This is a genomic window from Sphingomonas sp. Leaf34 (assembly GCF_001421805.1).
Classification (GTDB): Bacteria; Pseudomonadota; Alphaproteobacteria; order Sphingomonadales; family Sphingomonadaceae; genus Sphingomonas.
Genome location: NZ_LMLC01000002.1, coordinates 425863 through 452799 on the forward strand (window position 1 = coordinate 425863; position 26937 = coordinate 452799).

The following is a 26937-nucleotide window of genomic DNA, read 5'->3' on the forward strand; positions in this document are numbered from 1 at the left end:
ACGATGCACGTCGTCTTCCGCGAGACCCACGGGCTGGAGGAGAACGCGGTCCCGCAGGATCTCGCGCAATCCCCCGCAGACCTCGTCGTCCTGTCCTTTTCCGACGGCGACCTCGGCGCGTTCGCCGCGGGCTGGCGGCGTGCGGACGCCGCCGGGCGTCGCCTGCCGTCGCTGCGGCTCGCGAACCTGGCGGCGCTCCAGCACCCGCTGTCGGTCGATACCTATGTCGAGCAGACGCTGGCGGGCGCGAAGGGGATCCTGATCCGGCTGATCGGCGGGCGCTCCTATTGGAGTTACGGCCTGCAACAGGTCGAACATCTCGCGCGGGAAAAAGGCATCGCGCTGGCGGTCTTGGCCGCGGACGGCCGGATCGATGCGCGGCTCGATGCCGCCTCGACGATCCCGCTCTCGACGCTTCGCCACCTCGCGAAGCTGTGCGATACCGGCGGCGCGGTCGCGGCGCACGCGGCGCTGGCGCAGTTCGCGCTCGCCGCGGGCTGCTATGCCGGCCCGGTCGCCGGGGTCCGCGCGATCGCCGATGTGGGGGGATGGCAGCCGCAGGACGGCGTGACCTGCCCCGCCGCGTTCGCGCTGACCGCGAAGCGCCCGCGCGTGCTGATCGTCTTCTACCGTTCGTATCTCACCGCGGCCGATCTCCACCCGATCGAGGCGCTCCACGCCGCACTGACCGGACGGGGCTTCGACGTGATCGGGCTGTTCGCGCCCTCGCTGAAAGCGCCCGACGCAGCCGGCTGGCTGGCGCGCTGGGTGGGCCCGCTGGCGCCGGCTGCGATCGTCAACGCCACCGCCTTCTCCGCGCGCGGGGCGACCGAAGCCACGCCGCTCGACGGCGCCGAAGTCCCGGTGTTCCAGATCGCGCTGGCGACCTCCGACCGCGCCGCCTGGGCGGGCGCGACGCGCGGCCTGTCGCCCGCCGACCTCGCCATGCACGTCGTCCTGCCCGAAGTGGACGGCCGCGTGTTTGCCGGCGTCGCCAGCTTCAAGGAAGCCGCATCCCGGGACGGCGATCTCGAATATACCCGCCGCGAACACCACGCCGACCCGGATCGCATCACAGCGATCGCCGCGCGGATCGCAGCATGGACCAGCCTCGCCAGCAAGCCCGTTGCCGATCACCGCATCGCGATCGTCCTGTCGACCTACCCCGGCAAGGCGTACCAGATGGCCCACGCGGTCGGGCTCGACGCGCTGGCGTCGACGCAGGCGATCCTCGCCGATCTCACCGCCGCCGGCTATGCGATCACGCCCGACGACCGCGACTTGGCGACGGCGCGGATTCACTGGCCGCTTGCCGCGTATCGCACGGCACTCGCAAAGCTCCCCGCAGCGCTCCGCCAGGAGCTTCACGACGTTTGGGGCGAGCCTGGCGAAGACTTCGCCTTCACCGCGATCGACGGGGGCGGCGCGCTGATCGCGCTACAACCCGAACGCGGCCGCAGCGAAGACCGCGCGGACGAGTATCACGACCTCTCGCGCTGTCCGTCGCACGCCTATGTCGCCTTCTACCTCTGGCTGCGCGACCGCGGGGTCGACGCGTTGGTCCATGTCGGCGCGCACGGCACGCTCGAATGGCTGCCCGGCAAGTCGGTCGCGCTGTCCGACGGCTGCTGGCCCGAGGCGCTGACGGCGGCGATGCCCGTCATCTACCCGTTCATCGTCAACGATCCCGGCGAGGCAGCCCAAGCCAAACGCCGCATCGGCGCGGTCACGCTCGGCCATGTCCCGCCGCCGCTCGAACGGACGCGAACCGGCGCCGGGCTTGGCCGCCTCGAAGCGCTGCTCGACGAATTCTCCAACGCCGACGGGCTCGATCCCGCGCGGCGTGATCGGCTGCAGCGCGACATTCGCGACGAAGCAACCGCCACCGGCCTCGCCGCGACGCTGGGGCTCGACGCCGCGCAGTCGCCAGCGGACGCGATTACCCGCATCGACACGTTCGTGTGCGACGTGAAGGAAAGCCAATATGGCGACGGCCTGCACATCTATGGCCGCGGCGAGCACGGCGCGGCGGAACGCGCCGGCTTGCTGTCGGCGCTCCAGGGGAAACGCATCGCCTCGGGCCCGTCCGGTTCGCCGTGGCGCGGGCGATCCGACATCCTCCCGACCGGCCGCAACCTGTACACCACCGATCCGCGGGCCGTCCCGTCGCGCGCCGCGCATCGCCAGGGCGTGACGCTCGCCGACGAACTCGTCCGCCGCCATTTGCAGGACCATGGCGACTATCCCCGCACGCTCGTCGTCGACCTCTGGGCGTCGGCGACGATGCGCACCGCGGGCGAGGAGTTCGCGATGGCACTCCATTTGCTCGGTGCGGAGCCCGTCTGGGACATGCAGTCCGACCGCGTGACGGGCATCGAGATCCTCCCGCTCGCCACGTTCGACCGGCCCCGCATCGACGTCACGCTGCGCATATCCGGCCTGTTCCGCGACGCCTTCCCGACGCTGTGTACGATGTTCGGCCAGGCCGTGCGCGCGCTCGGCGCACGCGACGAACCCGCGGACTGGAACCCGTTCGTCGGCAAACCGTCAACGCCGCGCATCTATGGTCCCGAACCGGGCCGCTACGGCCTGAGCATGGGCGACGCCGCCGAGACCTACACGCCCGAGGCGCGCCTTGCTGCCGGCAAGGCGTGGCTGTCGGCCTCCGCCCACGCGTTCGACGACGGCAACGACACCTTCGACCCTATCGGCATCCGCGACCGCGTCGCCGCCGCCGATGCGTTCGTCCACGTGCAGGACCTGCCCGAGACCGACCTGCTCCTCGCGGCAGACTATGCCGCGCACGAAGCGGGCTTCGCCGCCGCGCAATCGGTCGCGGGCGGAAACGCCACGCTCTACCATCTCGACGCGCGCGACCCGAGCCAGGCCGGGGCCCGCCCGCTGAAGGAAGAGATCGCCCGCGTCGTCCACGCCCGCGCGCATCCCGGCTGGGTGGATGGCATGATGCGCCACGGCTTTCGCGGCGGTGCGGAGATCGCCGCGACGCTCGACCATCTCGGTGCGTTCGCGCATCTAGCCGGCGCAGTCCGCCCCGAACTGATCGACCTCTATCACAATGCGACGCTCGGCCGTGACGATGTCCGGGCGTTCCTCGCCCAGGCCAACCCCGACGCGCTCGCGGCGATGCAGGCGCGCTTTGCGGCGCTCCACGCCGCCGGTCTATGGCCGACCCGCCGCAACTCGATCCTCGCGCGGCTCGACCTGCCGGCATGAGCGCGTTCGTCGTCAAGGGCTGGTGCCCCGATGCGTGGCGCCCGATGATGGCCGGCGACGGCCTGCTCGTCCGCATTCGCCCGCCGCTGGGCCGCCTGACCCGGGCGCAAACCATCGGCCTGTGCGCCGCTGCAGCACACCACGGCAACGGCCAGATCGACGTCACCAGCCGCGCCAACCTCCAGATCCGTGGCGTCCACGATGAGTCCTGGCGCCCGTTGATCGACGCCATGCTCGAACTCGGCCTGATCGACCCCGATCCGGTGCGTGAGGCCCGCGCCAACATCCTCGTCGCCCCCGATTGGCGCGAAGGCGACGACACGCACCGCATCGCATCCGAATTGCGCACCCGTCTGCACGAGCTGCCGGAGCTTCCCGGCAAGGTCGGCTTCGCGATTGACGCCGGCGTCGCGCCGATGCTCGCGGACGCATCCGCGGACTTCCGCATCGAACGCGCCGCAAGCGGCCACCTGATCCTCCGCGCCGACGGCCGGGATCACGGCATGCCGCTGTCGCCCGGCACCGAAGTCGACCGACTGATCGCTCTGGCCCGCTGGTTCGTCGACAGCGGCGGCACCGCCAGCGGCCGCATGGCACGGCACCACGCACCGCTACCCGAATGGGCCGCCGCAACGCTCGCCCCCGCGGCTTGCGCACCGCGGCTCGGGCCCGGCCCGCACGCGCTCGGCCTGCCCTTCGGTCGCATCGAAGCGCCAGCGCTGACCCGCCTGCTCGAGGCCGAGCCCGCGATCCGCACGATCCGCCTGACGCCGTGGCATATCGCGGTCCTCGAAACGGAGTCGCCGCTCGCGGCTACACCCGATCCCTCCGCCTTCATCACCACGCCGTCCACGGCGCTGCTCCGCACCGACGCCTGTGTCGGCGCGCCCGCCTGCCCGCAAGCCACGGTCGAGACCCGGACCCTAGCCCGCCGTCTCGCGCCGCACGTCGCCGGCCGCCTCCACGTTTCCGGATGCGCCAAGGGGTGCGCGCGCGGTGGCCCGGCGGACGTCACGCTGACGGGTCGCGACGGCCGCTACGACCTCGCGTTCGATGCGCGCGCCGGCGCCCCCCCTTCCCGCGCGGGGCTCGATACCGCGCAGATCCTCGCCCAGTTCGGAGCCGCCTGAATGCCGTACGCCTATGAAACCGACGGCGCGGCGATCTATCGCCAGTCGTTCGCGATGATCCGCGCAGAAGCCGATCTCGCCCGGTTTTCGCCAGAAGAAGAACCGGTCGCCGTCCGCATGATCCACGCCGCCGGGCTGGTCGGCCTCGCGAAACATATCCGGTTCTCGCCGGCCTTCGCGGTCGATGCGCGCCGCGCGCTGCAGGCGGGCGCGCCGATCCTGTGCGACGCCCGCATGGTCACCGAGGGCATCACGCGTGCCAGATTACCCGCGGACAACCGCATCGTCTGCACGCTCCATGCCCCCGAGACGCCCGATCTCGCGCGCGCGATGGGCAACACGCGATCGGCCGCCGCGCTCGAATTCTGGCGCCCGCGTCTGGCCGGCGCGGTCGTCGCGATCGGCAACGCGCCGACCGCGCTGTTCCACCTGCTCAACATGCTCGAGGACCCGGATTGCCCGCGGCCTGCCGCGATCATCGGCTGCCCGGTCGGCTTTGTCGGTGCGGTCGAATCGAAGGCGGCGCTGTGGACCGACCAGCCCGTCCCCTGCGTCGTCGTCGAGGGCCGGATGGGCGGCAGCGCGATCACCGTGGCGGCGATCAACGCGCTGGCGAGCGGCACCGAATGACCGCGATGCGACCGGGTGGCATGATCCACGGCGTCGGGCTCGGCCCGGGCGCGCAGGACCTGATGAGCGTCCGTTCGGATCGCCTCGTCCGGACTGCGCGCCACGTCGCCTATTTTCGCAAGGCCGGGCGACCTGGGCAAGCACGCAAGATCGTCGACGGCATGCTCCGCGCGGACGTAATCGAATTCCCGATGGAATATCCGGTGACAACCGAAATTCCGGTTTCGGACCCACGCTACAATGATTGCCTGTCGGCGTTCTACAGCCGCTGCATCGACCATCTCGCGTCCCTCGCGCGCGCGGGCGAGGATGTCGTCGTGCTCTGCGAAGGCGATCCGTTCTTCTACGGCTCGTTCATGCACCTCTATACGCGCCTCCAGACGATCGCGCCGGTCGCGGTCGTCCCCGGCATCACCGGGATGTCGGGCGCATGGACCGCGAGCGGCGCGCCGATCACCTGGGGCGACGACGTTCTCACGGTGCTGATGGGCACGCTCCCCGAGGCGGATCTGGTCCGCCGCATCCGCGACACCGACGCGCTGGTGGTGATGAAGATCGGCCGCCACCTCGACAAGCTCCGCCGGGCGGTCGCCGCTGCCGGGCGCGAGGACGAGGCATGGCTGGTCGAATACGCTGCGATGGCAGATCAGCGGGTCACGCGGCTGTGCGATGCCGACGCGATCACGCCCTATTTCTCGATCCTGCTGATTCACGGCCAGGGGCGGCGCCCATGACCGGCTGGCTCGTCATCGCCGGCCTCGGCCCCGGCGATACCGCGCTCGTGACGCCGGAGGTCACCGCCGCGCTCGCCGATGCGACCGACGTCATCGGCTACATCCCCTATGTCGCGCGGGTCGCGCCGCGCGACGGCCTCACGCTTCACCCGAGCGACAACCGCGTCGAACTCGACCGCGCCGCGCACGCGCTCCAACTCGCGGCGGAGGGCCACCGCGTGGTCGTCGTATCCTCTGGCGATCCAGGCGTGTTCGCGATGGCCGCGGCGGTGTTCGAGGCGCTCGAAGCCGGCCCGCCCGAATGGCGCGCGCTCGACATCCGCGTCCTCCCCGGCATCACAGCAATGCTTGCCGCCAGCGCGCGCGTCGGCGCGCCACTCGGCCATGATTTCTGCGCGATCAACCTGTCTGACAATCTCAAGCCCTGGCCACTTATCGAGCGCCGCGTACGTCTCGCCGCCGACGCGGACTTCGCGATCGCCTTCTACAACCCTCGCTCCAAGGCACGTCCCGACGCGCTGATCCGTGTTTTCGAGATTCTCCGTGCGACCTGCTGCGACGAGCGCCCGGTCCTGTTTGCCCGCGCCGTCTCCACGCCTGAAGAAACGCTCCGCATCATCCCGCTACCGGAGGCGCGCGCGGAGATGGCCGACATGCGGACGATGATCATCATCGGTTCCAGTCTCACCCGGATCATCGAGCGTCCGTCAGGCCCACTCCTCTACACGCCGCGATCGGCAGCATGATCGAGCCAGTGCAGCACGTCCTCGGCCGCATGCACCTCGAGCCGAGGCGGCGGGACCGGCCGTGCGATCATGATCACCGGCAGCCCAAGCGCGCGGGCGGCAACGATCTTGGCCTGCGCGCCAGTGCCACCGGCATTCTTGCAGACCATGATCTCGGTCCCGTGCGCTTCCATCAAACAGCGCTCATCCTCGACATCGAAAGGTCCGCGATCGACGACCAGATGATGACGCGGCAATCCCGGCGGACGATCAGGCGTATCGACGAACCGCAGCAGATAGTCATGCTGCGGCTGAACCGAGAACGCATCGACGTGCATCCGTCCGAGCGCGAGCATCACGCGCCGCGATGGTCCAGCCAGCGCCGCGACCGCAGCGTCGATATCGGCCAGCATCGTCCACCGATCGCCCGCGACGGGCGTCCAGGCCGGTCGCGTCAACGCGATGTAAGCGACGCCAGTATGTGCCGCGGCGACGACGGCGGTCGCGCTCATCCGCGCCGCGAACGGGTGCGTTGCGTCGACCAGATGCGTCACCGCGTGATCGCGCAAATATCCGACCAGCCCTTCGAGACCGCCAAAGCCACCGATCCGTACCGGGATCGGCTGCACCTTCGGGCTCGCCACACGCCCGGCATAGCTCAGCACCGCCGCTGTTCCTCGCGCCGCCAGCAATGCCGCGAGCCCGCTCGCTTCGGTCGTGCCCCCCAACACCAGGACGTTCGACATGGCTGATACTCCCTGGCTAACGATCGTCGGAATAGGCGAAGACGGCGCGGCCGGCCTGTCCGCATCGGCAAAGGCGGCGCTTGCGGACGCCGACGTCGTGAGCGGCGCCACCCGGCATCTGGCGCTGCTCCCTCGACTTACGGGCGAGGTCGTCCCGTGGCCAGTCCCGTTCGATGCGGGCATCCCCGGCCTGCTCGGTCACCGTGGCCGGAAAACCGTCATGCTCGTGTCCGGCGATCCGTTCTGGTTCGGCGCGGGCACGTCCATCACCCGCCATCTCGACGCTTTCGAGTGGATCGCGCACCCTGTGCCATCGACCTTCGCCCTCGCTGCGGCACGGCTCGGCTGGCCGCTCGACGACACCGCCTGCCTCGGGCTCCATGCCGCGCCACTCGCACGACTCCGCCGACACATCGCCCCAACCCGCCATGCCCTCGTCCTCGTTCGCGACGGCGAAGCAGTTGCCGCACTGGCACGCTATCTGACCGACCTCGGCTTCGGCGGATCGCGGCTGCACATCCTCGAAGCGCTCGGCGGCCCCCGCGAACGGGTTCGCGAGATGACCGCCGCTGGTCGCGCCTTCGGCGATATCGCACATCCGGTGGCCGTCGGCATAGCCTTCGCAGGCACTGGCGCGGTTCTGCCCCAGGCGTCGGGCCTGCCCGATGCATGGTTCGAGCATGACGGCCAGATCACCAAACGCCCGATCCGCGCCCTGACGCTGTCCGCGCTCGCACCAAAACCGGGCGAAACGCTGTGGGATATTGGCGCTGGCTCCGGCTCGATCGGCATCGAATGGCTGCTCGCCCACCCGTCGACGCAAGCTACCGCGTTCGAAGCCGATCCCGTTAGGGCCGCCCGCATCCAAGGCAATGCCGCCGCGCTTGGTGCCGACCGCCTGCGGATCGTTGAAGGCCGTGCGCTTGACGTCCTCGAGGGCCAAGCCGAGCCCGATGCGATCTTCATCGGCGGCGGGCTGTCGGATGCTCTACTTGAACGGCTCTGGTCGGAGCGCGGGTCCGGCACCCGCCTAGTCGCCAACGCGGTCACGCTCGAGTCCGAGGCGCTGCTGACCCGCTGGCACGGCATGAAGGGCGGCACGCTCCTGCGCATCGACCTTTCCGAGGCCGTGCCGCTCGGCACGCGGCGCGGCTGGCGAGCGAGTTATCCCGTCATGCACTGGAGCGTGATGCTATGATCGTCGCCGGCTTTGGATTTCGCGGCGCGGCAAACCTCGCCGCGCTGCGGGCCGCGCTCGCCCGGGCGCAGGCTGGGCACCCTCTGGTGACGGCGCTGGCGGCGCCGGACGACAAGCTGGCATTGGTCGCGGCGCTCGCCGAAGCGATGGCCGTGCCCGCGATCGCGGTATCGCCGGACGCGGTGCAAGCCCCGCGAACACCGACCCAGTCGATTGCCAGCCTGTCCGCGCGCGCGACCGGCAGTGTCGCCGAAGCATGTGCGCTTGCCGCCGCCGGCCCGGGCGCGCAGTTGCTGGCACCCCGCCATATCTCGCCCGATCGGATGGCGACCTGCGCCATTGCTCGATCGGGCGCCGAAGGACTCGAAGCATGACCGTCCATTTCATCGGTGCAGGCCCCGGTGCGCCAGACCTGCTCACACTGCGCGGGCGCGATCGCATCGCGGGATCGCCGGTCTGCCTCTACGCCGGGTCGCTGATCCCGGCGGCGATGCTTGATCACTGCCCGCCCGGCGCGCGGATCGTAAACACCGCAACCTTGTCGCTCGACGCGATCATCACCGAGATCGTCACCGCGCACGATGCCGGCCACGACGTCGCGCGGCTTCATTCGGGAGACCTGTCGATTTGGTCAGCGATGGGCGAGCAGCTGCGGCGCCTGCGCTCGCTCGGCATCCCCTTCACGATCACCCCGGGCGTCCCCGCCTTCGCCGCCGCCGCCGCCGCGCTGGAGGTCGAACTAACGCTTCCCGAACTCGTGCAGTCGGTGGTGCTGACCCGCACGCCAGGCCGTGCCAGCGCGATGCCGCCCGCCGAGACGCTGACCGCGTTCGCTGCCACCGGCGCGACGCTCGCAATCCATCTATCGGTCCACAATCTTGCCAAGGTGGTGGCAGATGTGACGCCGCACTACGGTTCAGGCTGCCCAGTGGCGATCGTCTGGCGTGCGAGCTGGCCCGACCAGCAGATCGCGCGCGCCACGCTCGCGACGATTGCGGAGGTGATAGCAGACAAGCCCGACCGCACCGCGCTGATCCTCGTCGGTCAAGCACTTGGCGCACGAGACTTTGCGGAGAGCAGCCTCTACGCGGCGGGGTACGACCGCCGCTTCCGACCGCAATCGGCAGACTCGAAGTTCGCAGGACAAAACGTATGACCCCAGGTCTCCTGATCGCCGCCCCCGCCTCGGGCACCGGAAAGACCACCGTCGTGCTCGGACTGCTTCGCGCGCTTCGCGACGACGGTCTTGCGGTTCAGCCGTTCAAGAGCGGGCCGGACTATATCGATCCCGCGTTCCACCGCGCCGCCAGTGGCCGCGCGTCGTTCAACCTCGACAGCTGGTCGATGTCGCTGGAGATGCTCGACACGCTCGCCGCCAAAGCCGACGACGCCGACTTCGCGCTCGCCGAAGGCTCGATGGGGCTGTTCGACGGCGTCGCGAAGGTCGGTGCGACCGGCAACGGTGCCAGCGCCGATATCGCCCGCCGGATGGCATGGCCGATCGTGCTGGTGATCGACGTCTCGGGCCAGGCACAGTCCGCCGCCGCCACCGCGCTCGGGTTCAGCCGCTACGATCCCAGCGTGTCGATCGCAGGGGTTATCCTCAACCGCGTCGCCAGCCCACGTCACGAACGGCTGGCGCGCAGCGGCATGGAGGCGGTCGGGATCCGCGTGTTCGGCTCGCTCCCCCGGCGCGGCGACCTCAAACTGCCGGAACGCCATCTCGGACTGGTGCAGGCGGCCGAGCATCCCGACCTCGACGCGCGGATCGACGAATATGCGACGTTCCTGCGCGCGCATGTCGACATAGCTGCGCTGCGCGATGCTGCAACGGCCGTCGCGCGCAAACCCGACGCTCAGACCTGGATCCGACCGCCGGCCCAGCGGATTGCGCTCGCCCAGGACGCAGCCTTCTCGTTCACCTACGCACACGTCCTCGATGGCTGGCGCAATGCCGGTGCCGTAATCCTGCCGTTCTCGCCGCTCGCCGACGAAACCCCCGCCGCGGACGCCGACCTGGTCTGGCTCCCCGGCGGCTATCCCGAGCTCCACGCCGGCAAACTTGCCGCCGCCGCCACGTTCCGCGCGGGGCTTGCCGAGCACGCGCGCACGCGCCCCGTCCACGGCGAGTGCGGCGGCTATATGACGCTCGGCGAAGGCTTGATCGACGCCGATGGCACGCGTCACCAGATGGCGGGACTGCTCGGCCTCGTGACCAGCTACGCGCAGCGGAAGATGCATCTCGGCTATCGCTACGCGACGCTGCACGCGTCGATGGGCAGCTTCGCGGCGGGCGCAGCACTCACCGGACACGAATTCCATTACTCGACGATCATCGAGCAACCCGATGCGCCACTCGCACACGTGACCGATGCGGAGGACAATGCGGTCCCCGAAACCGGCTCGTATCGCAATCGAGTCACCGGCAGCTTCTTCCACATGATCGCCGCCGCCTCGTGACCGGGTTCGTCTCGTTCGTCGGGTCGGGACCGGGCGATCCCGAACTGCTGACGCTGAAGGCGGTCGCGCGGCTACAGGCGGCGGATGCGGTGCTGTTCGACGATCTGTCGTCCGCGGTGCTTGGACACACGCACGCCGGGGCAGATCTGGTCGCGGTCGGCAAGCGTGCCGGGCGTCCCTCGCCAACCCAGGCGCATGTCTCGCACTTGCTGGTCGAGTACGCGCAGTCGGGTATCCGCGTGGTACGCCTCAAGTCTGGCGACGCGGGCATCTTCGGTCGCCTCGAGGAGGAGATCGTAGCGCTCCGTGCCGCGGGTATCCCGTTCGAGATCATTCCCGGCATCAGCGCGGCGAGTGCCGCCGCCGCCGCCGCCAATATCCCGCTCACCCGGCGCCTGAGCGCCCGCCGCGTCCAGTTCCTGACCGGCCACGACGTCACCGGGGACCTGCCCGAACAGCGCAACATGACCGCGCTCGCCGATCCCGACGCGACCACGGTCGTGTTCATGCCCAAGCGCACCTTCCCCGCGCTGGCCGCCTCGCTGATCGCGCACGGCCTGTCGCCCGATACGCCTGCGCTGATCGCCGAGAATGTCGGCCACCCCGACCAGGCGCTGACCCGATCGACGGTCGCCGAGCTGGCCATTCGGTTGCAGGCTGGCTTCTCCGGCAAGCCGGCGCTCATCCTGTATGGTCCGCTGATGGACGCCGAATGATCGACCTCCAGCTGATCGGAATCGGCACCGGCAACCCCGATCACCTCACGCGCGCGGCGATCGCCGCAATGAATGCCGCTGACCTGATCCTCCTCCCGCGTAAGGGCGATGCGAAGTCCGACCTGATCGATCTGCGCCGGACGATCTGCGCCGACGTGTTGATCAACGCGATACACGTCGTCGAATTCGACCTCCCCGAGCGCGACGTCGACGCGTCCTATCTTGACGCCGTCGACCGATGGCACGACGCGATCGCCACCGCCTGGGCCGACCAGATCACGCGGCATCTTCCGAACGGCGGCTGCCTCGCGCTGCTCGTCTGGGGCGATCCTTCGCTCTATGACAGCACGCTGCGGATCGCCGCTCGGCTGCGTGCGGACGGCCTGCCGATGACGGTGACGGTCGTCCCCGGCATCACCAGCCTCCAGGTGCTGACCGCCGCCCATTCGATCCCGCTCAACGACCTCGCCGCCCCCGTGCTCATCACGACCGGCCGGCGCCTGCGCGAGGGCGGTTGGCCCGACGGGATCGATACGCTCGCGGTGATGCTCGACGGGGCATGCGCGTTTCAAAAGTTGGACCCGGTCGGCGTGACGATCTGGTGGGGAGCCTATCTTGGTATGCCGCACGAAGCGCTCGCCACCGGTCCGTTAGCAGAGGTCGCGGCGCGGATCGTAGGCACGCGCGCAAGGTTGCGGGCCACACACGGCTGGATAATGGACACCTATCTGCTGCGCAGAACGCCGATCTGCGAATGACCGCCGACACGCCGCCGGTGTTCGAGGCCGACTTCGCCACGCAGTTCGACACACTGCTCCGCTGGCGCCGCGACGTCCGCCATTTCCTGCCGAGCCCGATCGCCGACGCCGATCTGGAGGCCTTGTTCGACACCGCTGCGCTGGCGCCGTCGGTCGGCAATGCGCAGCCATGGCGCTTCGTCCGCGTCCGCTCGGCATGCCTGCGCACAGGCCTCACCGATCATGTCGAGGCCGTCAACGCACGCGCGGCCGCGGCGCAGCCCGACGAGGATCGTCGTGCGCGCTATGACAGCCTGAAACTTCATGGCCTCCGCGAAGCCCCCGAGATCGTAGCCGTCTTCTCCGACGAATCGCCGATCGCCGGCCACACGCTCGGCCGCGCGACGATGCACGAGACACTGCGCTATTCCACGGTGATGGCGATCCACACACTGTGGCTCGCCGCCAGACTCCGCGGGATCGGCCTTGGCTGGGTCTCGATCGTCGATCCGACCGCGGTCGCCGCGATGCTCGACGTCCCGCAAGACTGGACGCTGATCGCGGTCCTGTGCCTCGGCTATCCCGAGCATCCGTCAATCGTGCCGGAACTCGAACGACGCGACTGGCAGTGCCGCGAACCCATTGCCGACCGGATCATCGAACGCTGATGCGCCCGACGATCCGCCCCCGTCGGCTCAGAAGGCGACCTTAAACTGGCCGCCGATGATCCGCGGCTCGTTGATCATGCCCGTCAGGTTGTTGAAATCGATCGCGCTGATGCTGCGATACTGGTTGGTGATGTTGCGCACGAACGCGCCGACCTCATACCCCTGCGGCGATTTATAGCCGATCTTCAGACCGCCCTCGAGCGACGACTTGCCCCTGAACTCGACCGCTTCGTACAGGAAGAAGTTGACGCGGCTGCGATACACCCAGTCGGTATAGGCATAGACTTCGCCGCCATTGGCCAGCGGGATCCCGTAGCGCGCGGTCCAGTTGGCGATCCAGCGCGGCGCCTGCGGCAGGTCGTTGCCGTCGATCACTGCAAACCCGTTCACGATCGGATCGCGCACGGTGCAGGTCGCGCAGAACCCCACGCCGATCGAACGATCGCGGATTTCGGTGAAGTTGTAGCTGCCGCTCGCGGTCAGCGACAATTCGGGCACCGGCCGCGCCTCGAACTCGCCCTCGACGCCATAGCCGATTGCCTTGTTCGCGCTGATCAGACGTGCCGAATTGCTGTTGCCGCCGACGGCGGTGATCTGCAGATCCTTGGTGCTGTACCAATAGGCGTCGAGCGAAAAGTTCACCTTTCGATCGAGCAGCGTGCCCTTGAACCCACTCTCGCCCGAGAAGGTCGTCTGCTTGGGCGCGGTGCTCTGGACGCTGCCGAACGTCACGCGGTCCTGGATCGCCGGGCCCTGATAGCCGGTCGCGAGCCGCGTATAGACGTTGATCGCCGGAGTCAGCTCATAGGTCGCGCTCGCGTCCCAGGTCACGTTCGAGCCGCGGACCACCGCGCGTGCCGGCAGCGTGTCGCTGATCCCCGTGCCGGGGATCGGTGCGGTGACCAGGTCGTTGCGATAGTCATGCGAGTAGCGGACGCCCGCGCGCAACGTCAGCACTTCGGTCGGCTTGGCCTCGATGGACGCGAAGGCGCCGTAATTCTCGTTGCGATTGTCGTGGAAAACGTCCTGCGTCAGGTCGGTCGCACGCGATCCGGTGCCGCCGAACGCATAGTCATATTGGTGATAGCGCAGCGTCTGGTGGAAATAATACAGCCCGCCCTGGAGCCGGATGCCGTTCATGTCCTCGCTGGCATAGCGCAGCTCCTGGCTGAACTCCTTGGGCTTGGTGAGGCCGCCGGTGTTCGAGGGGAACAGCCCGACGCCGATCGCGCCGATCGTCCCGCCGGTGAACGGATAGCTGTTGCCGCCGTCGACATCGCCGGTGCTCTCGACCTTGGCCTGTTCATAGCCGGTGACCGAATAGAAGGTGCCGATGCCGTCGAGATGATAGTCGAGCCGCAGGTTGGTGCCCCATTGCGTCAGGCTCTGGCTGGTATAGCCGTCGAGCGTGGCGTGCTTGGGGTCGAAGCCGGTGTTGAAGTCGTTGGTGCCCGGCTTGAACAGTCCTGCGCGGAAGATACGCGGCGAGCCCGTCAGGTCACGGACGTGCACGTTCAGCAACGCATTGAAATCGCTGCTGGTATAGCCGAGCTGGAAGCGGCCGGCGACGTCGCGATAGCCTTCGAGCTTGCGGTCGGCATTGCCCGTCGTGGAATCGTTGGTGACCCAGTCGTCGCGCGACTGGATCAGGCCCGATGCGCGGAACGCGAAGCCGTTGCCGATCGGCAGATTGATCGCCGCCTCGCCGTTGATCGTGTTGTAGGTCGCCCAGGATCCCGTCGCGTAGCCCGACACCTTGTCCGGGTTCGGCTTGGCGGAATCGATCTTCACGACGCCCGCCGGCGTGTTGCGCCCGAACAACGTCCCCTGTGGGCCGCGAAGGACCTCGACGCTCTGCAGATCGAACACGGGGAACGACTTCAGCATCGGATTTTCGAGCGCGACATCGTCATACACCACCGACACCGGCTGTGCGGCGTTCGGATCGAAATCGGTGTTGCCGAGCCCACGGATGTAGAAGCGCGGGAAGGTGCGGCCGAACGACGACTCGACCTGGAGGCTCGGCGTGCGGCCGGCGAGGAACCGGATGTCGAGACCGCTCGAGTTGAGTACGTCGAGCTTCTCGCCGCTGATCGCGGTGACCGCCAGCGGCACGTCCTTCGACGATTCCTGCCGGCGGGTCGCGGTGACGACGATCTCACCTACGCCCTGCTCGGCGACGGGATCGGCGACGGCCTGGCCAGCCGCCACTTGATCCTGCCCCCCCTGATCCTGGGCGGCGGCAGGCGCGGCGAAGACGAGCAGCGGCGCGCTGGCGGCGAGCAGGCGGGCGATGGCAGACGTACGAACGGGCAAGCGAATCATGGATGGTCCCCCCTTGGGTTTCGAACATCCTCCGGCGTCGATCCGTGTGCCCCGGATCTGTCGTGGATCGGTAACACCGCTGTAACGCGCTGCAATAGGCGGGATCAGGCTGGGTGTGCTTTTACCGGCCACCGCGACATCTTTGCGCCACTCCGCGACGGTCGCCTCAGCGCCCGACGCGCCGCATGTAGAACGTGCGCATCGCCGTCTCCATCTTTGCCCGGTCGACGCGCAGCACGACGGTCTGCGCGCGTTCGCCCAGATGTGGCCGGTACGCCTCCTGCCACGACAACGTGTCGCCATATCCCGCGGTCTGGCTGGTGTCGAAATCGATGTAGAGCGTCTCGGCGCGCGTGACGATCGCGGGCTCAAGCCAGACCATCGCCGCGATCTCGTCCCACATCGGAAACCCCGGTTCGAGCCCGCTCTGGAACGTATCGGTGAGCGTGCTGTGCGCAGGCTTCAGGCTGTCGAGGAAGCCCCGAGTCCACTGCGTCCCGGTCGACGGATCGATCGGGACCATCGTGACCTTCGGCCAGGCACCATGCGCCATGATCCGCGCCGCCTCGGGATCCCAGCGGATGTTGAACTCACGCCGCGGCGTGTCGAGAAAACCACGCGCGAACGCAGCGGCTGCCGGCGTGTCGAGCGCCTGCTGCGGGCTGAGACTGCCCCCCATATACACCAGCTCCTTCACGTTCGCGGCAAAGCTCGGGTCGAGGCTTTGCGCGATCGCGATGTTGGTCATCGGCCCGGTCGCGAACAGCGTAATCTCGTGCGGATGCGCGCGCACCATCCGGACGAGAAACGCCGCGGCGATCTCGCTGCTGGGCTTGATGACGGGATTGCCGATCGACAGGCTCGGCACGACCGCGGGCGACGGCACGCCCAATCCCGACCCGCGCGCAACCGCCGGCGCTGGGTCGGTCCAGGGTCCCTTGAACTCGAGGCGGCCGTACAGCCCCTCCCACCGCGCGGTCGCGGCTTCGTTGTTGAGCAGCGGATAGGTCGCACCGGGCACCACCGGGACATCGGACCGGTTGAGGATCTCGACCGTCCGCAACGCATACGCTGTGGCGGTATCGCGCCATACCGATCCGCTGGTCGTGGTAATCCCAAGCACATCGACGTCGGGCGCCTGCAGCAGCAGCGCCGGCACGCCATTCAACCCGACGACGTCATCGTCGATCAGCACCAGCCGCCTGGCCGGCGCCACCTTTGCGATCGACGCCGCCGGCGCGGTAAGCACAACGATCGTGCAAAGGCAAAGGGCGGCAACGAATCGGCGCATCGGGCTATTCCTGACTATGGACCCGTCCCGTCCGATGGAACGGTCCGCACCTTGGCCGTCTTTCTCGGCCGGTCAGCGACAATCCGTCAACCGAGCATATCTCCTAGCTCGTCGCGGCATTGACGCGCGCGGCGAACTCGGCGGCGGTAAACGGCTTGGTCAGCACCTGCATTCCGTGCGCCAATTGCCCAGCGCCGACCGCGGCGTTGGCGGCATAACCGGTGACGAACAGCACCGGCAGGTCGGCGCGGATGTCCCGGCATGCATCGGCAACTTGGCGGCCGTTCAGTCCACCGGGCAGCCCGACATCGGTGATCAACAGATCGATCCGCTCGGTCTGACTGGCCGCGTACTGCATTGCGTGGAGTCCCGCTGGGCCATCTTCGACCGCGATCGTGCGATAGCCCATATCGCCGAGAATGTCGGTAATCAGCGCGCGCACCGCGGGTTCGTCCTCGACGACGAGCACGGTCTTGTCATGCAGCGCGTCGGGCTCGACGAGCGTAGCCGACATCGCGTCGTCAGAGGTTTCGATCGGCGCTGCGACGCCCAGATACCGCGGCAAATAGAGACAGACGGTCGTGCCCGCGCCGACCGCAGAGCGAATCCGCACCTGCCCGCCAGATTGTCGGATGAAGCCATAGATCATCGAGAGGCCGAGCCCGGTACCCTGCCCGATCGGCTTGGTCGTGAAGAACGGTTCGAACACGCGCGCGATCACCGCGTCGGACATGCCGGTGCCGGTGTCTGTGACAGCCATCGTCACGTAATCGCCCGGCGGCAGATCCTCGACCGTCGCGCTGGCGTCGAGGGTGACGTTGCTCGCCGCGATCGTGAGCCGCCCGCCTTCAGGCATCGCGTCGCGCGCGTTGATGCACAGGTTGAGCAGCGCATTCTCGAGTTGCGGCGCATCCGCGAGCACCTCCCAGAGATCGGCCGCGGTCGCGACCTGCACCGCGATCGCCGGGCCCAGCGTGCGGTCGATGATGTCCGTCATCCCAGCGATCAGCGCGGCCGCATCGACTGACTTCGGCGCTAGCGTCTGACGCCGCGAGAACGCGAGCAGACGCTGCGTCAAGGCCGCTGCGCGCGTCGCGCCCGACTGCGCCATCTCGAAATAGCGATCGAGCTGATCGTAGCGGCCTTGCTGCAGACGCAGCTTCAGCAGTTCCAGTCCACCGCTAACTGCGGTCAGCAGATTGTTGAAATCATGCGCCAATCCGCCGGTCAATTGGCCGACGGCCTCCATCTTCTGACTCTGCCGCAACGCCTCGCGAACCTGCTCGAGTTCTTCGTCTGCCCGCACGCGGGCAGTAACGTCCGTAACGACCTGGAACGCGCCGATCCGCGCGCCGGACTCGTCGTACAACGTGTTGAACTTAATCTGATAATGGCTGCGCGGCGTGCCGAATGCGGCAGTCGTCGTAAATTCCTCGCCGGCCAGCGCGCGCGACCAGATTGCTTCGACCCCGGCGCGTTCCTCAGAACCTTCGCCGAGAACATCGAGGAGGTGGTCGCCCACTTTGGGTATCACACCGAAAATCCGTAAAAATTCGGCGGCGCCCGCCTGGTTCAGCGCGAGCCACCGATAGTCCGGCCCGACGACGTGGACGAACGCGTCGGTCGTCTCGAAGATGCTGGCGAACAGGTTCCGCTCGGCGGTGCGCTCTTCGACGCGGCGTTCGAGAGTCTCGTTGAGCGCACGCACTTCTGTCAGCGCCGCGGTCAGATCCGCCTGGCTCTGCGCCAGCGCTGCATCGGACAGCACCCGCGCAGTCGTCTCGTTGGTGAAGATGAACAGCCCGGCGACACCACCATCGCGATCGAGGATGCGCGAGTAGGAGAAGCTCCACCACGTATCCTCAGCCCCGCGATCGGTCGCCAGCTTCCACGGCAGATCGACATAGCGCGTACTGTTTCCCGCCAACGCCGCGTCAATGATCGGCGTCGCCTGATCGAGCCCATCAGCCCAGACCCGATCGAACCGCTCGCCCATCGCCCACGGCAAGCGCGGGCCAAGCAGGGGAAAATACGCGTCGTTGAAGAAAAAGAAGAGCTCCGGCCCCCAGCACAGGATCATCGATTCGGGTGAGTTGAGCACCAGGCTGAGCGCGGTACACAGCGCGTCCGACCAGCCCGACGGATCGCCGAGCGGGTGCGCATGCCAATCGCGTGCGCGGATCATTGCCGCCGCCTCGCCGCCCCCGTTCAGAAACTCGGCCGTCGAAAACTCGTGGCCGTGCGGTGAGTTGGAGGACGTCGTCATGCTTTAGCCCATAATCGCGAAACCCGGCGCTGGGGAGTGCGATCGTGGCGCAATCGACTGCCAAACCCGTCTCCCCTTGAAATCATTTCGGTGCCCGTCCAACTCCCGATCATAAATTCCAGCGAAAGCCGTTCCGCATCATGACCACCGACACGCCGATCGAACCCGAAACGCACGCTCCTACCCCTGCCCCTGCCCCTGCCCCTGCCCCTGCTGCAACGCACGCGTTCGAGGCGGACGTCGCGCGCTTGCTGCACATGATGGTCCACTCGGTCTATTCGGATAAGACCGTATTCCTGCGCGAACTGATCTCGAACGCCGCCGATGCGTGCGAAAAGCTGCGCTATGAAGCGTTGAGTGCGCCCGAATTGATGGCCGACGAGTCCCGCACGCAGATCACGATAACGCTCGATCCCAGTGCGCGCACGCTGACGGTCGAGGACAATGGCATCGGCATGACCGCCGACGACATGGCCGAGGCGCTCGGTACGATAGCACGCTCGGGCACGAAGGCGTTCATGGACCGGATCGCCGCCAGCAGCGGCAGCGCAAATACCGGCAGCGATGGCGCACAGCTCATCGGCCAGTTTGGCGTCGGCTTCTACTCCGTGTTCATGGTTGCCGAAACAGTCGACGTCGTTTCGCGCCGCGCCGGCGCCGACACCGCGTCGGTCTGGTCGTCGGACGGGCTGGGTACCTACAGGATCGCGATCGTCGATACCGCGGACGCACCGCCGCGTGGGACCCGGGTCGTTCTTCACCTGCTCGAAGACGCGACGACGTTCACCGACCGCTACACCGTTGAGCGGCTGATAAAGGACCAGTCAGGGCATGTCCCCGTCCCCATCGTCATGCGCGAGACCCCCGATGCCGAGCCCGTCGAAATCGCCGATGGCGCAGCCTTGTGGACCAAGCCCAAGACCGACATCACGCCCGAGGACTATGCCGATTTCTATCGCAGCGTCTCCGGCCAGTTCGACGAACCTGCGGTAACACTCCACTACCGTGCAGAAGGCTTGCATGAATATTCGGTGCTCGCGTTCGTGCCGGGCGCCAAACCGTTCGACCTGTTCGATCCCGACCGCAACGGCCGGATGAAGCTGTACGTCAAGCGAGTCTTCATCACCGACGATGCCGAGGTCCTGCCGCGTTATCTCCGCTTCATGCGCGGGCTCGTCGATTCGTCCGATCTGCCGCTTAACGTCTCGCGCGAGATGATCCAGGAAAGCCCGATGCTCGCCGCGATCCGCAAGGGCGTGACCGGGCGCGTGCTCGGCGAACTCGACAAGCTCGCGACCCGCGATCCAGAAGCGTATGCGAAGATCTGGGAGAATTTCGGCGCGGTCCTGAAGGAGGGGCTCTACGAAGACTTTGAACGCCGCGATACGCTGCTCAAGCTCGCCCGTTTCAAAACCACCACGTCGGCCGGTGCATGGCGTTCGGTCGCGGACTATGTCGCGGCGATGAAGGAGAACCAGACCGCGATCTATTATGCGGTCGGCACCGACCTCGACCGCCTCGAAGCCTCGCCACAACTCGAAGGGTTCCGTGCGCGCGGGATCGAAGTGCTGCTGCTACCGGACTCGGTCGACGGATTCTGGGTGACGGCAGGAATCGATCATGACGGCAAACCCTTCAAGTCGGTCACGCAGGGCGCCGCCGATCTTGGGCTGATCCCACTCGTCGATGGCGCGGCCGCACCGACCGCGGACGCCACACCCGAAGTCGCGGACTTCATCACCTTCGTGAAGACCACGCTCGGCGACGCGGTATCCGACGTTCGCGCGTCCGAACGGCTCACCGACAGCGCGGTCTGCCTCGTCGCTGCGGACAGCGGGATGGACCGTCAGCTTGAACGCATCCTGGCGGCAAGCGGTCAGGCGATGCCCGCCGCCAAGCCGGTGCTCGAGATCAACCCGCGCTCGGCGTTGATCGCCAAGCTGGCGGCGCTGGGCGGGGACGAGGCCGATCTGCGCGAAGACGCCGCGCATCTCCTGTTCGACGAAGCGCAGATCGCCGACGGCGAGCGCCCGGTCGACGCGCGTGCGTTCTCCGCGCGTCTCGCGCGCTTGTTCACGCGCGCGCTCGGATAAGGCTGACGAAACGGAGGGAGACGCGGCGGCCGGGTCGCGCCCCCTCTCAGCTGCCCGCGACGCCCCGTCCGAAGAGCGGGCGTTCGCGCTTGCCGGCAGGTGACCGTCACGGTCGTCGCGCGTTAGCCAGGGCTCGACGATATCCAGCCTTAGCGTCAAGATCGCGCGAAACGGCGCAGCGCGATCCGGGTCAGGCCAGCCAAAGTCCGCGTCGTCCGGCGCCGCGTCCTCGGCTGCCGACGCTGACCGCAAAAACCTGCGCGGATACGGGTCCTCCCGCAAACGGTCAAAGCTTGGAAATGACTAGGATGGCGAGGAAAGCGGCCGATCTGCTGGCAGGAAAATCGGGGCGATAGCCAGCATCGCGCGGCTGCTTTCGCCAAGACGATTAGGATTGTGCACGAACCGTCTTCGAACAGGCATGGGTCCACGATGTCCGACACCGTCGGCGTGCCGAGCTAAACCGGGCCGGCTGGCCGAGCGAAATGGACCAAAAGTGCGCGAGCCCGTGGCCTTCGTACCTGTTTTCCGGGCGATACTATGGTGGCCCTGGCGCGCCATGCTCTCGGGCAGCGCGATGCTCAACACGCAATGCGCTTTTACGTCTCAGCCCGCTTTCTGCGCGGTTCCGAAAGCTGCGCATTCGTCCCGTTCAACGGGCAACGCGTGCATGGACGCATGCTTACGCGGTAGCGTGGGTGATGCCTTTCCCCAAAACCACGATTCGTCACCTCAGCTATTTCGTCGCGCTGGCCGAAGCGGGCAGCTTCACGCGCGCGGCCGAGCGTATGGGGGTTTCGCAGCCGTCGCTCTCGCAACAGATCCGCGCGCTGGAAACCATCGTCGGCGCGGCTCTGTTCGAGCGCGGCGGCCCCGCGATCCTGACCCCGCTGGGCCGCGACCTGCTCGACCGGGCACGGCGCATCCTGCTCGATGTCGTCGATCTCGAGGATTTCAGGGCGACTTCGGCAGATCCCTTGGTTGGTACGATCCGGCTGGGCGTCTCGCCGACGCTCGGCGCGTATCTGATGCCAGCGCTGGTCGCGCGATTGCACCGCGAGCATCCCACGCTGCGCGTCCATGTCCGCGAAGGCCTGCCGCCCGCCCTCGCGTCCGGGCTCGCCACCGGCATCCACGATCTGATCCTCGCACAACTGCCCGTGACGGGCGGCGCGTTTCACAGCGAGCGGCTGTTTCGCGAACCGCTCTATCTCGCGATGGCGTCCGATCATCCGCTGGTGGCGAAGACGATCATCGCGCCATCCGATCTGCGCGGCACCAGCCTGTTGACGCTGCAGCCCGAATATCGACTGGCCGAACAGGTCGCGGCGATCGCGGTCGATGTCGGCGCCAGCGTGATGCGCGACTATGAAGGGACCAGCCTTGATGCGATCCGCCAGATGGCGGGCATGGGCATGGGGCTTGCCCTGCTCCCCGAACTCTACGTCCGGCAGGAAGTGCGCGAGGGCGACGACGTCGTCGTGCGGCCGATCAAGGGCAGCCGCTATTACCGGGACATCGGATTGCTGTGGCGACAGGGTGCCGGGCGCGCGCCGGCCTATGGCTTGATCGCAGGGTTGCTACGCACTGTTTTTGCATAGGATTTTCCTATCGGTCGCATAAGGCCCGCTGCATTGTCCTAATGGCCTGGATGGGAGATACTTATCTTCGATCAGACACGAGGGGCATATGGCAGGCGAGCACATCGGATGGCGTTCAGCGGCCGGGTGGCTGGCGGAGACCGTCGGGCCCGACATGCCCTATGTCCGGCTGACGATGGTCTACGGCGTCGCGATCAGCCTGTTGTCGCTCGCCACGCCGATCTCGGTGCAGCTGCTGATCAACAGCGTCGCCAACACCGCGATGCCAGCCCCGTTATGGACGCTCGCGGGCCTGTTGCTCGGGCTGTTGCTGGTGGTCGCGGGGCTGAGCGCGATGCGGTTCTGGATGATGGCGCTGTTCGAGCGGCGGCTGTTCGCGCGCATCGTCGCCGAGATCACCGTCCGCGCGGTCCATGCGCAAAACCCGTTCTTCGCCGACCAGAATCGCGGCGACCTGTTCAATCGCTATTTCGACCTTGTCGTCGTGCAGAAGGCGGTGCCGAGTCTCGTCATCGGCGCGTTCACGATCATCCTGCAATCCGCGGTGGGGCTGATCGTCACCAGCTTCTACCATCCCCTCTTCCTCGCCTTCAACGCGATCCTGCTGCTCGTCATCCTCGTGATCTGGCTGATCTGGTCGCGCGGCTCGATCCGCTCGGCGGTCGCGCTGAGCCACGCCAAGCACGAGGCCGCGCACTGGCTGGAAAGCGTCGGCGCGTCGAACGGCTTCTACAAGTCGAGCCGCCATTTCGATTTCGCGATGGACCGGTCCGAAGCCGTCACTGCCACCTATGTCGAGCGCCACCAGCGCTATTTCCGTTACAGCTTCACGCAGACGGTCGCCTTCCTGCTGCTCTACGCCTTTGCGAGCGCCGCGCTGCTGGCGCTGGGCGGCAACCTGATCCTGAGCGGTGAATTGTCGATCGGACAGCTGGTCGCGGCCGAACTGATCCTCGGCGGCGTCTTCTACGGTGTGTCGCAGCTCGGCTGGTATCTCGATTCGCTCTACGACATGGTCGCCAGCGCGGAGGAATTGTCGCTGCTCTACGCGATCCCGCAGGAGAGCGCGGTCGCCGCTGAAGGACAATCCCCTGGCGATGGCGCGGTGCGGCTCGACCGTGTCGTGACCGAGGGCGCACGTTTCGATTTCCAACTCGCGGCGGGCGAACAGCTCGTCACGCGCGCGGACGGCGGGGCCGAGCGGCTGCTGGCGCTGGTGCTCAAGCGCCATGTCATGCCCGAGCGCGGGCTGGTCCTGGTCGGCGGCGCCGACATGGCGACGTTCGACATGTATCTGCTGCGATCCGAGGTGATGGTGCTCGACCGGCCGAGCATCGTCGAGGTCACGATCCGCGAATATCTGACGCTCGCCGCCGCCGCATCGACCTCCACGGTGATGCTCGACGCGCTCGAGACGGTCGGCTTGCGCGACCGCGTCGTCGGCTTGCCGCACGGCCTCGACACGCCGCTGGCAGCCTCCGGCTATCCGCTGTCGATCGGCGAGGTCATGGCGCTGAAGCTGGCCAATGCGCTGCTGGTGCGCCCGCACGTGCTGATGCTGTCGCAGCTCTACGATCTGATCCCGACCAGCCGCCTTGCCGAGGTGCTGCGCCAGCTCAAGGCAGCGGGTACGACGGTCCTGCTGTGCACCGGTCGCCCCGAGGATATCGTGCTCGACGGGTGGTTCCATCTCGAACCCGATCGCCAACGCCGCTTCGACAGTTGCGCGGCGCTGGTCGCCGCGACTCAGCAGGGAGGCGGCCATGCCGTATAAGCCCGATCGCCTCGCGCATTTCCGGACGCTCACCGCGATGCGGGCACCACGGGTGGCGTCGGCGGTGGCGTGGATGCTCGTGCTGGGCATCGCGATCGCCGCGGCGATCATGGCGCTGGTCCCCTGGGTGCAGACCGCCAGCGGCACAGGGCAGGTTATCGCGCTCGATCCCGGCGACCGCCAGCAGCAGGTGACCGCGCTGGTGCCGGGCAAGGTCGAGCGCTGGTACGTCCAGGACGGCCAGCATGTCGCGCGCGGCGATCCGATCGCGCGCGTCGTCGATCTCGACCCCGACCTGCTCTCGCGGCTGGGGGCCGAGCGCGCGCAGGTGCAGGCGGAAATCGCCGCGATCCAGCAAAGCCGCGCGGTCGCCGGAATCGACGTCGCGCGCACCGGGCAGTTGCTCGCCGAAGGGCTCGCTGCCCGCCGCGATTACGAGCAGACGCAGATCAAGGTCGCCGACGCGGGTGCCAAGCTCGCCGAGGCGCGCGCGAAACTCAACCGGATCGACATCCAGCTCAACCGCCAGTCGGCCCAGCTGGTGCGCGCGCCGCGCGACGGCCGCGTCCAGCAACTGAATGCGGCGAGCGGCAGCGCGCTGGTGTCGCCCGGTACGGTGCTCGCGGTGATCGCGCCCGAGCGCGTCGAGCGCGTGGTCGAGCTGTACGTCGATGGCCGCGACATGCCGCTGATCCGTCCCGGTCGCCCGGTGCGGCTCGAGTTCGAGGGCTGGCCCGCGATCCAGTTCAGCGGCTGGCCGTCGGTCGCGCAAGGCATGTTCGACGCGCGCGTCCGGATGATCGACCCCAATGCCGCCCCCGACGGCACCTTCCGCATCCTGGTCGAACCGCGGCCGGGCAAGCCGGGCTGGCCGACCGCCAACTTCGTCCGCCCGGGCGGCAAGGTGCGCGGCTGGGTGCAGGGCGAAACCGTCCTTGTCGGCTACGAACTGTGGCGCCAGCTCAACGACTTCCCGCTCGAATTCGGCCAGCGCGGCGCGACATCCAAGGCGCAGCCCAAGCCGCCCGCCAAGCCCAGCGCGGACGAAACCGGCAAGGACGGGGACGCCAAGAAATGACGCGGGTCCCCCCTCTTCTTAGCGTCGCTTTCCTGCTCGTCCTGATGGCACCCGCCGCCGCGTCCGCGCAAACCACGCCGCTGACGCTCGACGAGGTGCTGCGTTCGTCCGCGCGGTCCGCGCCGCAGATCGTCGAGGCGCTCGCCAAGGTGCGGCAGGCGGATGGCCGCGCGCTGTCCGCGGAGGGGGCGTTCGACACCGTGTTCGACGTCGACTCGAAGTCGCGCGTAGCGGGCTATTATGACGGCACCGTCGTCGAGGGGCGAGCGACGCGACCGCTCACCGGCAATGGCGGCTATGTCTATGGCGGCTACCGTGCGTCGCGCGGGACGTTCCCGGTCTATGAGGACCAGGCCTATACCAACAAGCTGGGCGAGGCGAAGGTCGGCGCGCTGTTCGCGCTGCTGCGCGACCGGGTGATTGACGAACGCCGCACGCGACGGACCATCGCCGGTACCGAGATCGACGTCGCGCGGTTCGAGGCGGAGATGGTCGCGGTCGGCGTGCAGCGGCGCGCGGTCGACGCCTATCAGGCCTGGGTCGCGGCGGGCCTCCGCCTGCGCGCCTATCGCGACCTGCTGAACCTCGCGGAGCGGCGTCGCAGCGCGATCGGCCGGCTCGTGACGCTCGGCGCACGCCCCGAGATCCTGCTCGTCGAGAACGACCAGAACCTCGTCCGGCGTCGAGCGCTGGCGGTGCGCGCCGAGCAGGATGTCGCTGGTGCCGCCAATGCGCTGTCGCTCTATCTGCGCGACGAGGCGGGTGCGCCCGTGACGGTATCGGACGATCGCATGCCCGCGGGTGCCGGTGCGCTCGCCGCGCTGTCCGTCGCGGCGACGCGGGCGGGGCCAGTCGAGCGCCCCGACTATCGCGCGGTGCTCGCGCGGATCGAGCAGGCGACGTCGCGACTGGCGCTGGCGGAGAACGACCTGTCGCCCCGGCTCGACCTGCGCGGCGAGGTCGGCAAGGATGTCGGTGCGGTCGGCCTGGGTGGCCCCAACCGGACCCCGCTCGAGGCTGCGATCGGTTTCCGCTTCAGCGTGCCGCTGCAAAACCGCGCCGCCAAGGGCCGCGTCGCAGAGGCGCGTGCCGAGATCGACGCGCTTGGCCAGCGCGGTCGCTTTCTACGCGACCAAATTTCCGTCGAGGTCCAGGGTATCGTCATCGCGGTCGGCGCTGCGGAGCGGCTGGCCGCGATCGCCGACGAGGAGCGGCAACTGGCCGACCGTCTGGCGGCGGCCGAGCGTCGTCGTTTCGAATTGGGATCCGCCGATTTCTTCCTGGTGAACCAACGTGAGGAAACCGCCACCGATGCGCGCGTGCGTCTTATAGACGCGCAGGCGCGGATCGCGTCCGCGCGTGCCGAATTGGCTGCCGCTGTCGCCGATCGCGATGCGTTACGGCTTATCCGCTGACCAAAATTGCAGAAACGGGGCCGATGATATGCAACAGATGCCTGCTTGCCGTGTCTCGGATTTCGGACCTGCGTGCCCCAATTTGGGCGACATCGGCACCGCGGATATGAAAGTCT

General features: G+C 67.9%; 21 protein-coding genes. 17 read left to right on the forward strand and 4 right to left on the reverse strand.

What is annotated here, in order from left to right; translation table 11 throughout:
• The first annotated feature begins 3 nt into the window (after positions 1–3).
• The 5 genes from cobN to cobJ are packed head-to-tail and all read left to right on the forward strand — an operon-like array spanning position 4 to position 6474.
• The gene (cobN, locus tag ASF00_RS07240) at positions 4–3234 is read left to right on the forward strand and encodes a cobaltochelatase subunit CobN (RefSeq protein WP_055876329.1); all 3231 of its coding nucleotides are present in this window, start codon (positions 4–6) and stop codon (positions 3232–3234) included.
• A complete protein-coding gene (locus tag ASF00_RS07245; protein ID WP_055876332.1) occupies positions 3231–4364 on the forward strand; it encodes a cobalamin biosynthesis protein CobG in 1134 nt (377 codons plus the stop codon). Before cobN ends, ASF00_RS07245 begins: the two co-directional genes overlap by 4 nt.
• Positions 4365–4994: a precorrin-8X methylmutase gene (locus tag ASF00_RS07250; RefSeq protein WP_055876335.1), complete on the forward strand. Its 630-nt coding sequence runs from the start codon at positions 4365–4367 to the stop codon at positions 4992–4994.
• The gene (gene cobI, locus ASF00_RS07255; RefSeq protein WP_055876338.1) at positions 4991–5728 is read left to right on the forward strand and encodes a precorrin-2 C(20)-methyltransferase; all 738 of its coding nucleotides are present in this window, start codon (positions 4991–4993) and stop codon (positions 5726–5728) included. The genes ASF00_RS07250 and cobI overlap by 4 nt, the downstream gene beginning before the upstream one ends.
• Positions 5725–6474, forward strand: a complete 750-nt coding sequence (gene cobJ / locus ASF00_RS07260) for a precorrin-3B C(17)-methyltransferase (protein ID WP_055876341.1) — start codon at positions 5725–5727, stop codon at positions 6472–6474. The genes cobI and cobJ overlap by 4 nt, the downstream gene beginning before the upstream one ends.
• Here the strand turns inward: cobJ and ASF00_RS07265 are convergent.
• On the reverse strand, positions 6450–7199 hold the full coding sequence (locus ASF00_RS07265; protein WP_055876344.1) for a cobalt-precorrin-6A reductase: 750 nt from the start codon (positions 7197–7199) through the stop codon (positions 6450–6452). The two genes, cobJ and ASF00_RS07265, sit on opposite strands and share 25 nt — an antisense overlap.
• Here ASF00_RS07265 and ASF00_RS07270 point away from each other — a divergent pair.
• From ASF00_RS07270 to bluB, 7 genes are read left to right on the forward strand one after another with little or no spacing between them, the layout of a single operon-like run.
• Positions 7198–8397, forward strand: coding sequence for a bifunctional cobalt-precorrin-7 (C(5))-methyltransferase/cobalt-precorrin-6B (C(15))-methyltransferase (locus ASF00_RS07270; RefSeq protein ID WP_055876347.1), 1200 nt, complete (start codon positions 7198–7200; stop codon positions 8395–8397). The two genes, ASF00_RS07265 and ASF00_RS07270, sit on opposite strands and share 2 nt — an antisense overlap.
• Complete coding sequence (locus ASF00_RS07275) at positions 8394–8771, forward strand: cobalamin biosynthesis protein (protein WP_055876350.1); 378 nt, start codon at positions 8394–8396, stop codon at positions 8769–8771. Before ASF00_RS07270 ends, ASF00_RS07275 begins: the two co-directional genes overlap by 4 nt.
• Positions 8768–9553: a precorrin-4 C(11)-methyltransferase gene (cobM, locus tag ASF00_RS07280; RefSeq protein WP_055876355.1), complete on the forward strand. Its 786-nt coding sequence runs from the start codon at positions 8768–8770 to the stop codon at positions 9551–9553. The genes ASF00_RS07275 and cobM overlap by 4 nt, the downstream gene beginning before the upstream one ends.
• Complete coding sequence (locus ASF00_RS07285) at positions 9550–10857, forward strand: cobyrinate a,c-diamide synthase (RefSeq protein ID WP_055876358.1); 1308 nt, start codon at positions 9550–9552, stop codon at positions 10855–10857. The genes cobM and ASF00_RS07285 overlap by 4 nt, the downstream gene beginning before the upstream one ends.
• A complete protein-coding gene (gene cobA, locus ASF00_RS07290) occupies positions 10854–11573 on the forward strand; it encodes a uroporphyrinogen-III C-methyltransferase (RefSeq protein ID WP_055876361.1) in 720 nt (239 codons plus the stop codon). Before ASF00_RS07285 ends, cobA begins: the two co-directional genes overlap by 4 nt.
• Positions 11570–12331: a precorrin-6A synthase (deacetylating) gene (gene cobF, locus ASF00_RS07295; protein WP_055876365.1), complete on the forward strand. Its 762-nt coding sequence runs from the start codon at positions 11570–11572 to the stop codon at positions 12329–12331. The genes cobA and cobF overlap by 4 nt, the downstream gene beginning before the upstream one ends.
• On the forward strand, positions 12328–12978 hold the full coding sequence (bluB, locus tag ASF00_RS07300; RefSeq protein WP_055876368.1) for a 5,6-dimethylbenzimidazole synthase: 651 nt from the start codon (positions 12328–12330) through the stop codon (positions 12976–12978). The genes cobF and bluB overlap by 4 nt, the downstream gene beginning before the upstream one ends.
• A gap of 27 nt (positions 12979–13005) precedes the next feature.
• On the opposite strand, the gene ASF00_RS07305 is transcribed toward bluB, so the two are convergent.
• From ASF00_RS07305 to ASF00_RS07315, 3 genes are all read right to left on the reverse strand, one after another.
• Positions 13006–15303, reverse strand: coding sequence for a TonB-dependent receptor (locus ASF00_RS07305; RefSeq protein WP_082463271.1), 2298 nt, complete (start codon positions 15301–15303; stop codon positions 13006–13008).
• Positions 15304–15469: 166 nt separating this feature from the next.
• Entirely contained in the window at positions 15470–16594 is a 1125-nt protein-coding gene (locus ASF00_RS07310; RefSeq protein ID WP_082463272.1) for a nucleoside hydrolase, read from the reverse strand.
• A 103-nt stretch (positions 16595–16697) separates the two neighbouring features.
• Positions 16698–18860 (reverse strand): ATP-binding protein, encoded by a 2163-nt coding sequence (locus ASF00_RS07315; RefSeq protein WP_055876372.1) that lies wholly within the window; start codon positions 18858–18860, stop codon positions 16698–16700.
• Positions 18861–19000: 140 nt separating this feature from the next.
• On the opposite strand from ASF00_RS07315, the gene htpG reads away from it, so the two are divergent.
• The 5 genes from htpG (at position 19001) to ASF00_RS07340 (ending at position 26821) form a co-directional block, all read left to right on the forward strand.
• The gene (gene htpG, locus ASF00_RS07320; protein WP_082463273.1) at positions 19001–20953 is read left to right on the forward strand and encodes a molecular chaperone HtpG; all 1953 of its coding nucleotides are present in this window, start codon (positions 19001–19003) and stop codon (positions 20951–20953) included.
• 701 nt (positions 20954–21654) lie between these two features.
• A complete protein-coding gene (locus ASF00_RS07325) occupies positions 21655–22554 on the forward strand; it encodes a hydrogen peroxide-inducible genes activator (RefSeq protein WP_055876376.1) in 900 nt (299 codons plus the stop codon).
• 88 nt (positions 22555–22642) lie between these two features.
• Entirely contained in the window at positions 22643–24328 is a 1686-nt protein-coding gene (locus ASF00_RS07330) for an ABC transporter transmembrane domain-containing protein (RefSeq protein WP_055876379.1), read from the forward strand.
• Positions 24318–25406 (forward strand): efflux RND transporter periplasmic adaptor subunit, encoded by a 1089-nt coding sequence (locus ASF00_RS07335; protein ID WP_055876382.1) that lies wholly within the window; start codon positions 24318–24320, stop codon positions 25404–25406. Before ASF00_RS07330 ends, ASF00_RS07335 begins: the two co-directional genes overlap by 11 nt.
• A complete protein-coding gene (locus ASF00_RS07340; protein ID WP_055876384.1) occupies positions 25403–26821 on the forward strand; it encodes a TolC family protein in 1419 nt (472 codons plus the stop codon). Before ASF00_RS07335 ends, ASF00_RS07340 begins: the two co-directional genes overlap by 4 nt.
• The last annotated feature ends 116 nt before the right edge of the window (positions 26822–26937 follow it).

What these genes read in the sequence shown, in the direction of transcription:
- cobJ (WP_055876341.1), top strand. Translation starts at nt 5,725, where the DNA reads ATGACCGGCTGGCTCGTCATCGCCGGCCTCGGCCCCGGCGATACCGCG.
- ASF00_RS07275 (WP_055876350.1), top strand. Translation starts at nt 8,394, where the DNA reads ATGATCGTCGCCGGCTTTGGATTTCGCGGCGCGGCAAACCTCGCCGCG.
- ASF00_RS07325 (WP_055876376.1), top strand. Translation starts at nt 21,655, where the DNA reads ATGCCTTTCCCCAAAACCACGATTCGTCACCTCAGCTATTTCGTCGCG.
- ASF00_RS07285 (WP_055876358.1), top strand. Translation starts at nt 9,550, where the DNA reads ATGACCCCAGGTCTCCTGATCGCCGCCCCCGCCTCGGGCACCGGAAAG.
- ASF00_RS07330 (WP_055876379.1), top strand. Translation starts at nt 22,643, where the DNA reads ATGGCAGGCGAGCACATCGGATGGCGTTCAGCGGCCGGGTGGCTGGCG.
- ASF00_RS07315 (WP_055876372.1), bottom strand. Translation starts at nt 18,860, where the DNA reads ATGACGACGTCCTCCAACTCACCGCACGGCCACGAGTTTTCGACGGCC.
- ASF00_RS07305 (WP_082463271.1), bottom strand. Translation starts at nt 15,303, where the DNA reads ATGATTCGCTTGCCCGTTCGTACGTCTGCCATCGCCCGCCTGCTCGCC.
- ASF00_RS07270 (WP_055876347.1), top strand. Translation starts at nt 7,198, where the DNA reads ATGGCTGATACTCCCTGGCTAACGATCGTCGGAATAGGCGAAGACGGC.
- cobM (WP_055876355.1), top strand. Translation starts at nt 8,768, where the DNA reads ATGACCGTCCATTTCATCGGTGCAGGCCCCGGTGCGCCAGACCTGCTC.
- htpG (WP_082463273.1), top strand. Translation starts at nt 19,001, where the DNA reads ATGACCACCGACACGCCGATCGAACCCGAAACGCACGCTCCTACCCCT.
- ASF00_RS07340 (WP_055876384.1), top strand. Translation starts at nt 25,403, where the DNA reads ATGACGCGGGTCCCCCCTCTTCTTAGCGTCGCTTTCCTGCTCGTCCTG.
- ASF00_RS07245 (WP_055876332.1), top strand. Translation starts at nt 3,231, where the DNA reads ATGAGCGCGTTCGTCGTCAAGGGCTGGTGCCCCGATGCGTGGCGCCCG.
- ASF00_RS07335 (WP_055876382.1), top strand. Translation starts at nt 24,318, where the DNA reads ATGCCGTATAAGCCCGATCGCCTCGCGCATTTCCGGACGCTCACCGCG.
- ASF00_RS07310 (WP_082463272.1), bottom strand. Translation starts at nt 16,594, where the DNA reads ATGCGCCGATTCGTTGCCGCCCTTTGCCTTTGCACGATCGTTGTGCTT.
- cobN (WP_055876329.1), top strand. Translation starts at nt 4, where the DNA reads ATGCACGTCGTCTTCCGCGAGACCCACGGGCTGGAGGAGAACGCGGTC.
- cobI (WP_055876338.1), top strand. Translation starts at nt 4,991, where the DNA reads ATGACCGCGATGCGACCGGGTGGCATGATCCACGGCGTCGGGCTCGGC.
- ASF00_RS07265 (WP_055876344.1), bottom strand. Translation starts at nt 7,199, where the DNA reads ATGTCGAACGTCCTGGTGTTGGGGGGCACGACCGAAGCGAGCGGGCTC.
- cobF (WP_055876365.1), top strand. Translation starts at nt 11,570, where the DNA reads ATGATCGACCTCCAGCTGATCGGAATCGGCACCGGCAACCCCGATCAC.
- bluB (WP_055876368.1), top strand. Translation starts at nt 12,328, where the DNA reads ATGACCGCCGACACGCCGCCGGTGTTCGAGGCCGACTTCGCCACGCAG.
- ASF00_RS07250 (WP_055876335.1), top strand. Translation starts at nt 4,365, where the DNA reads ATGCCGTACGCCTATGAAACCGACGGCGCGGCGATCTATCGCCAGTCG.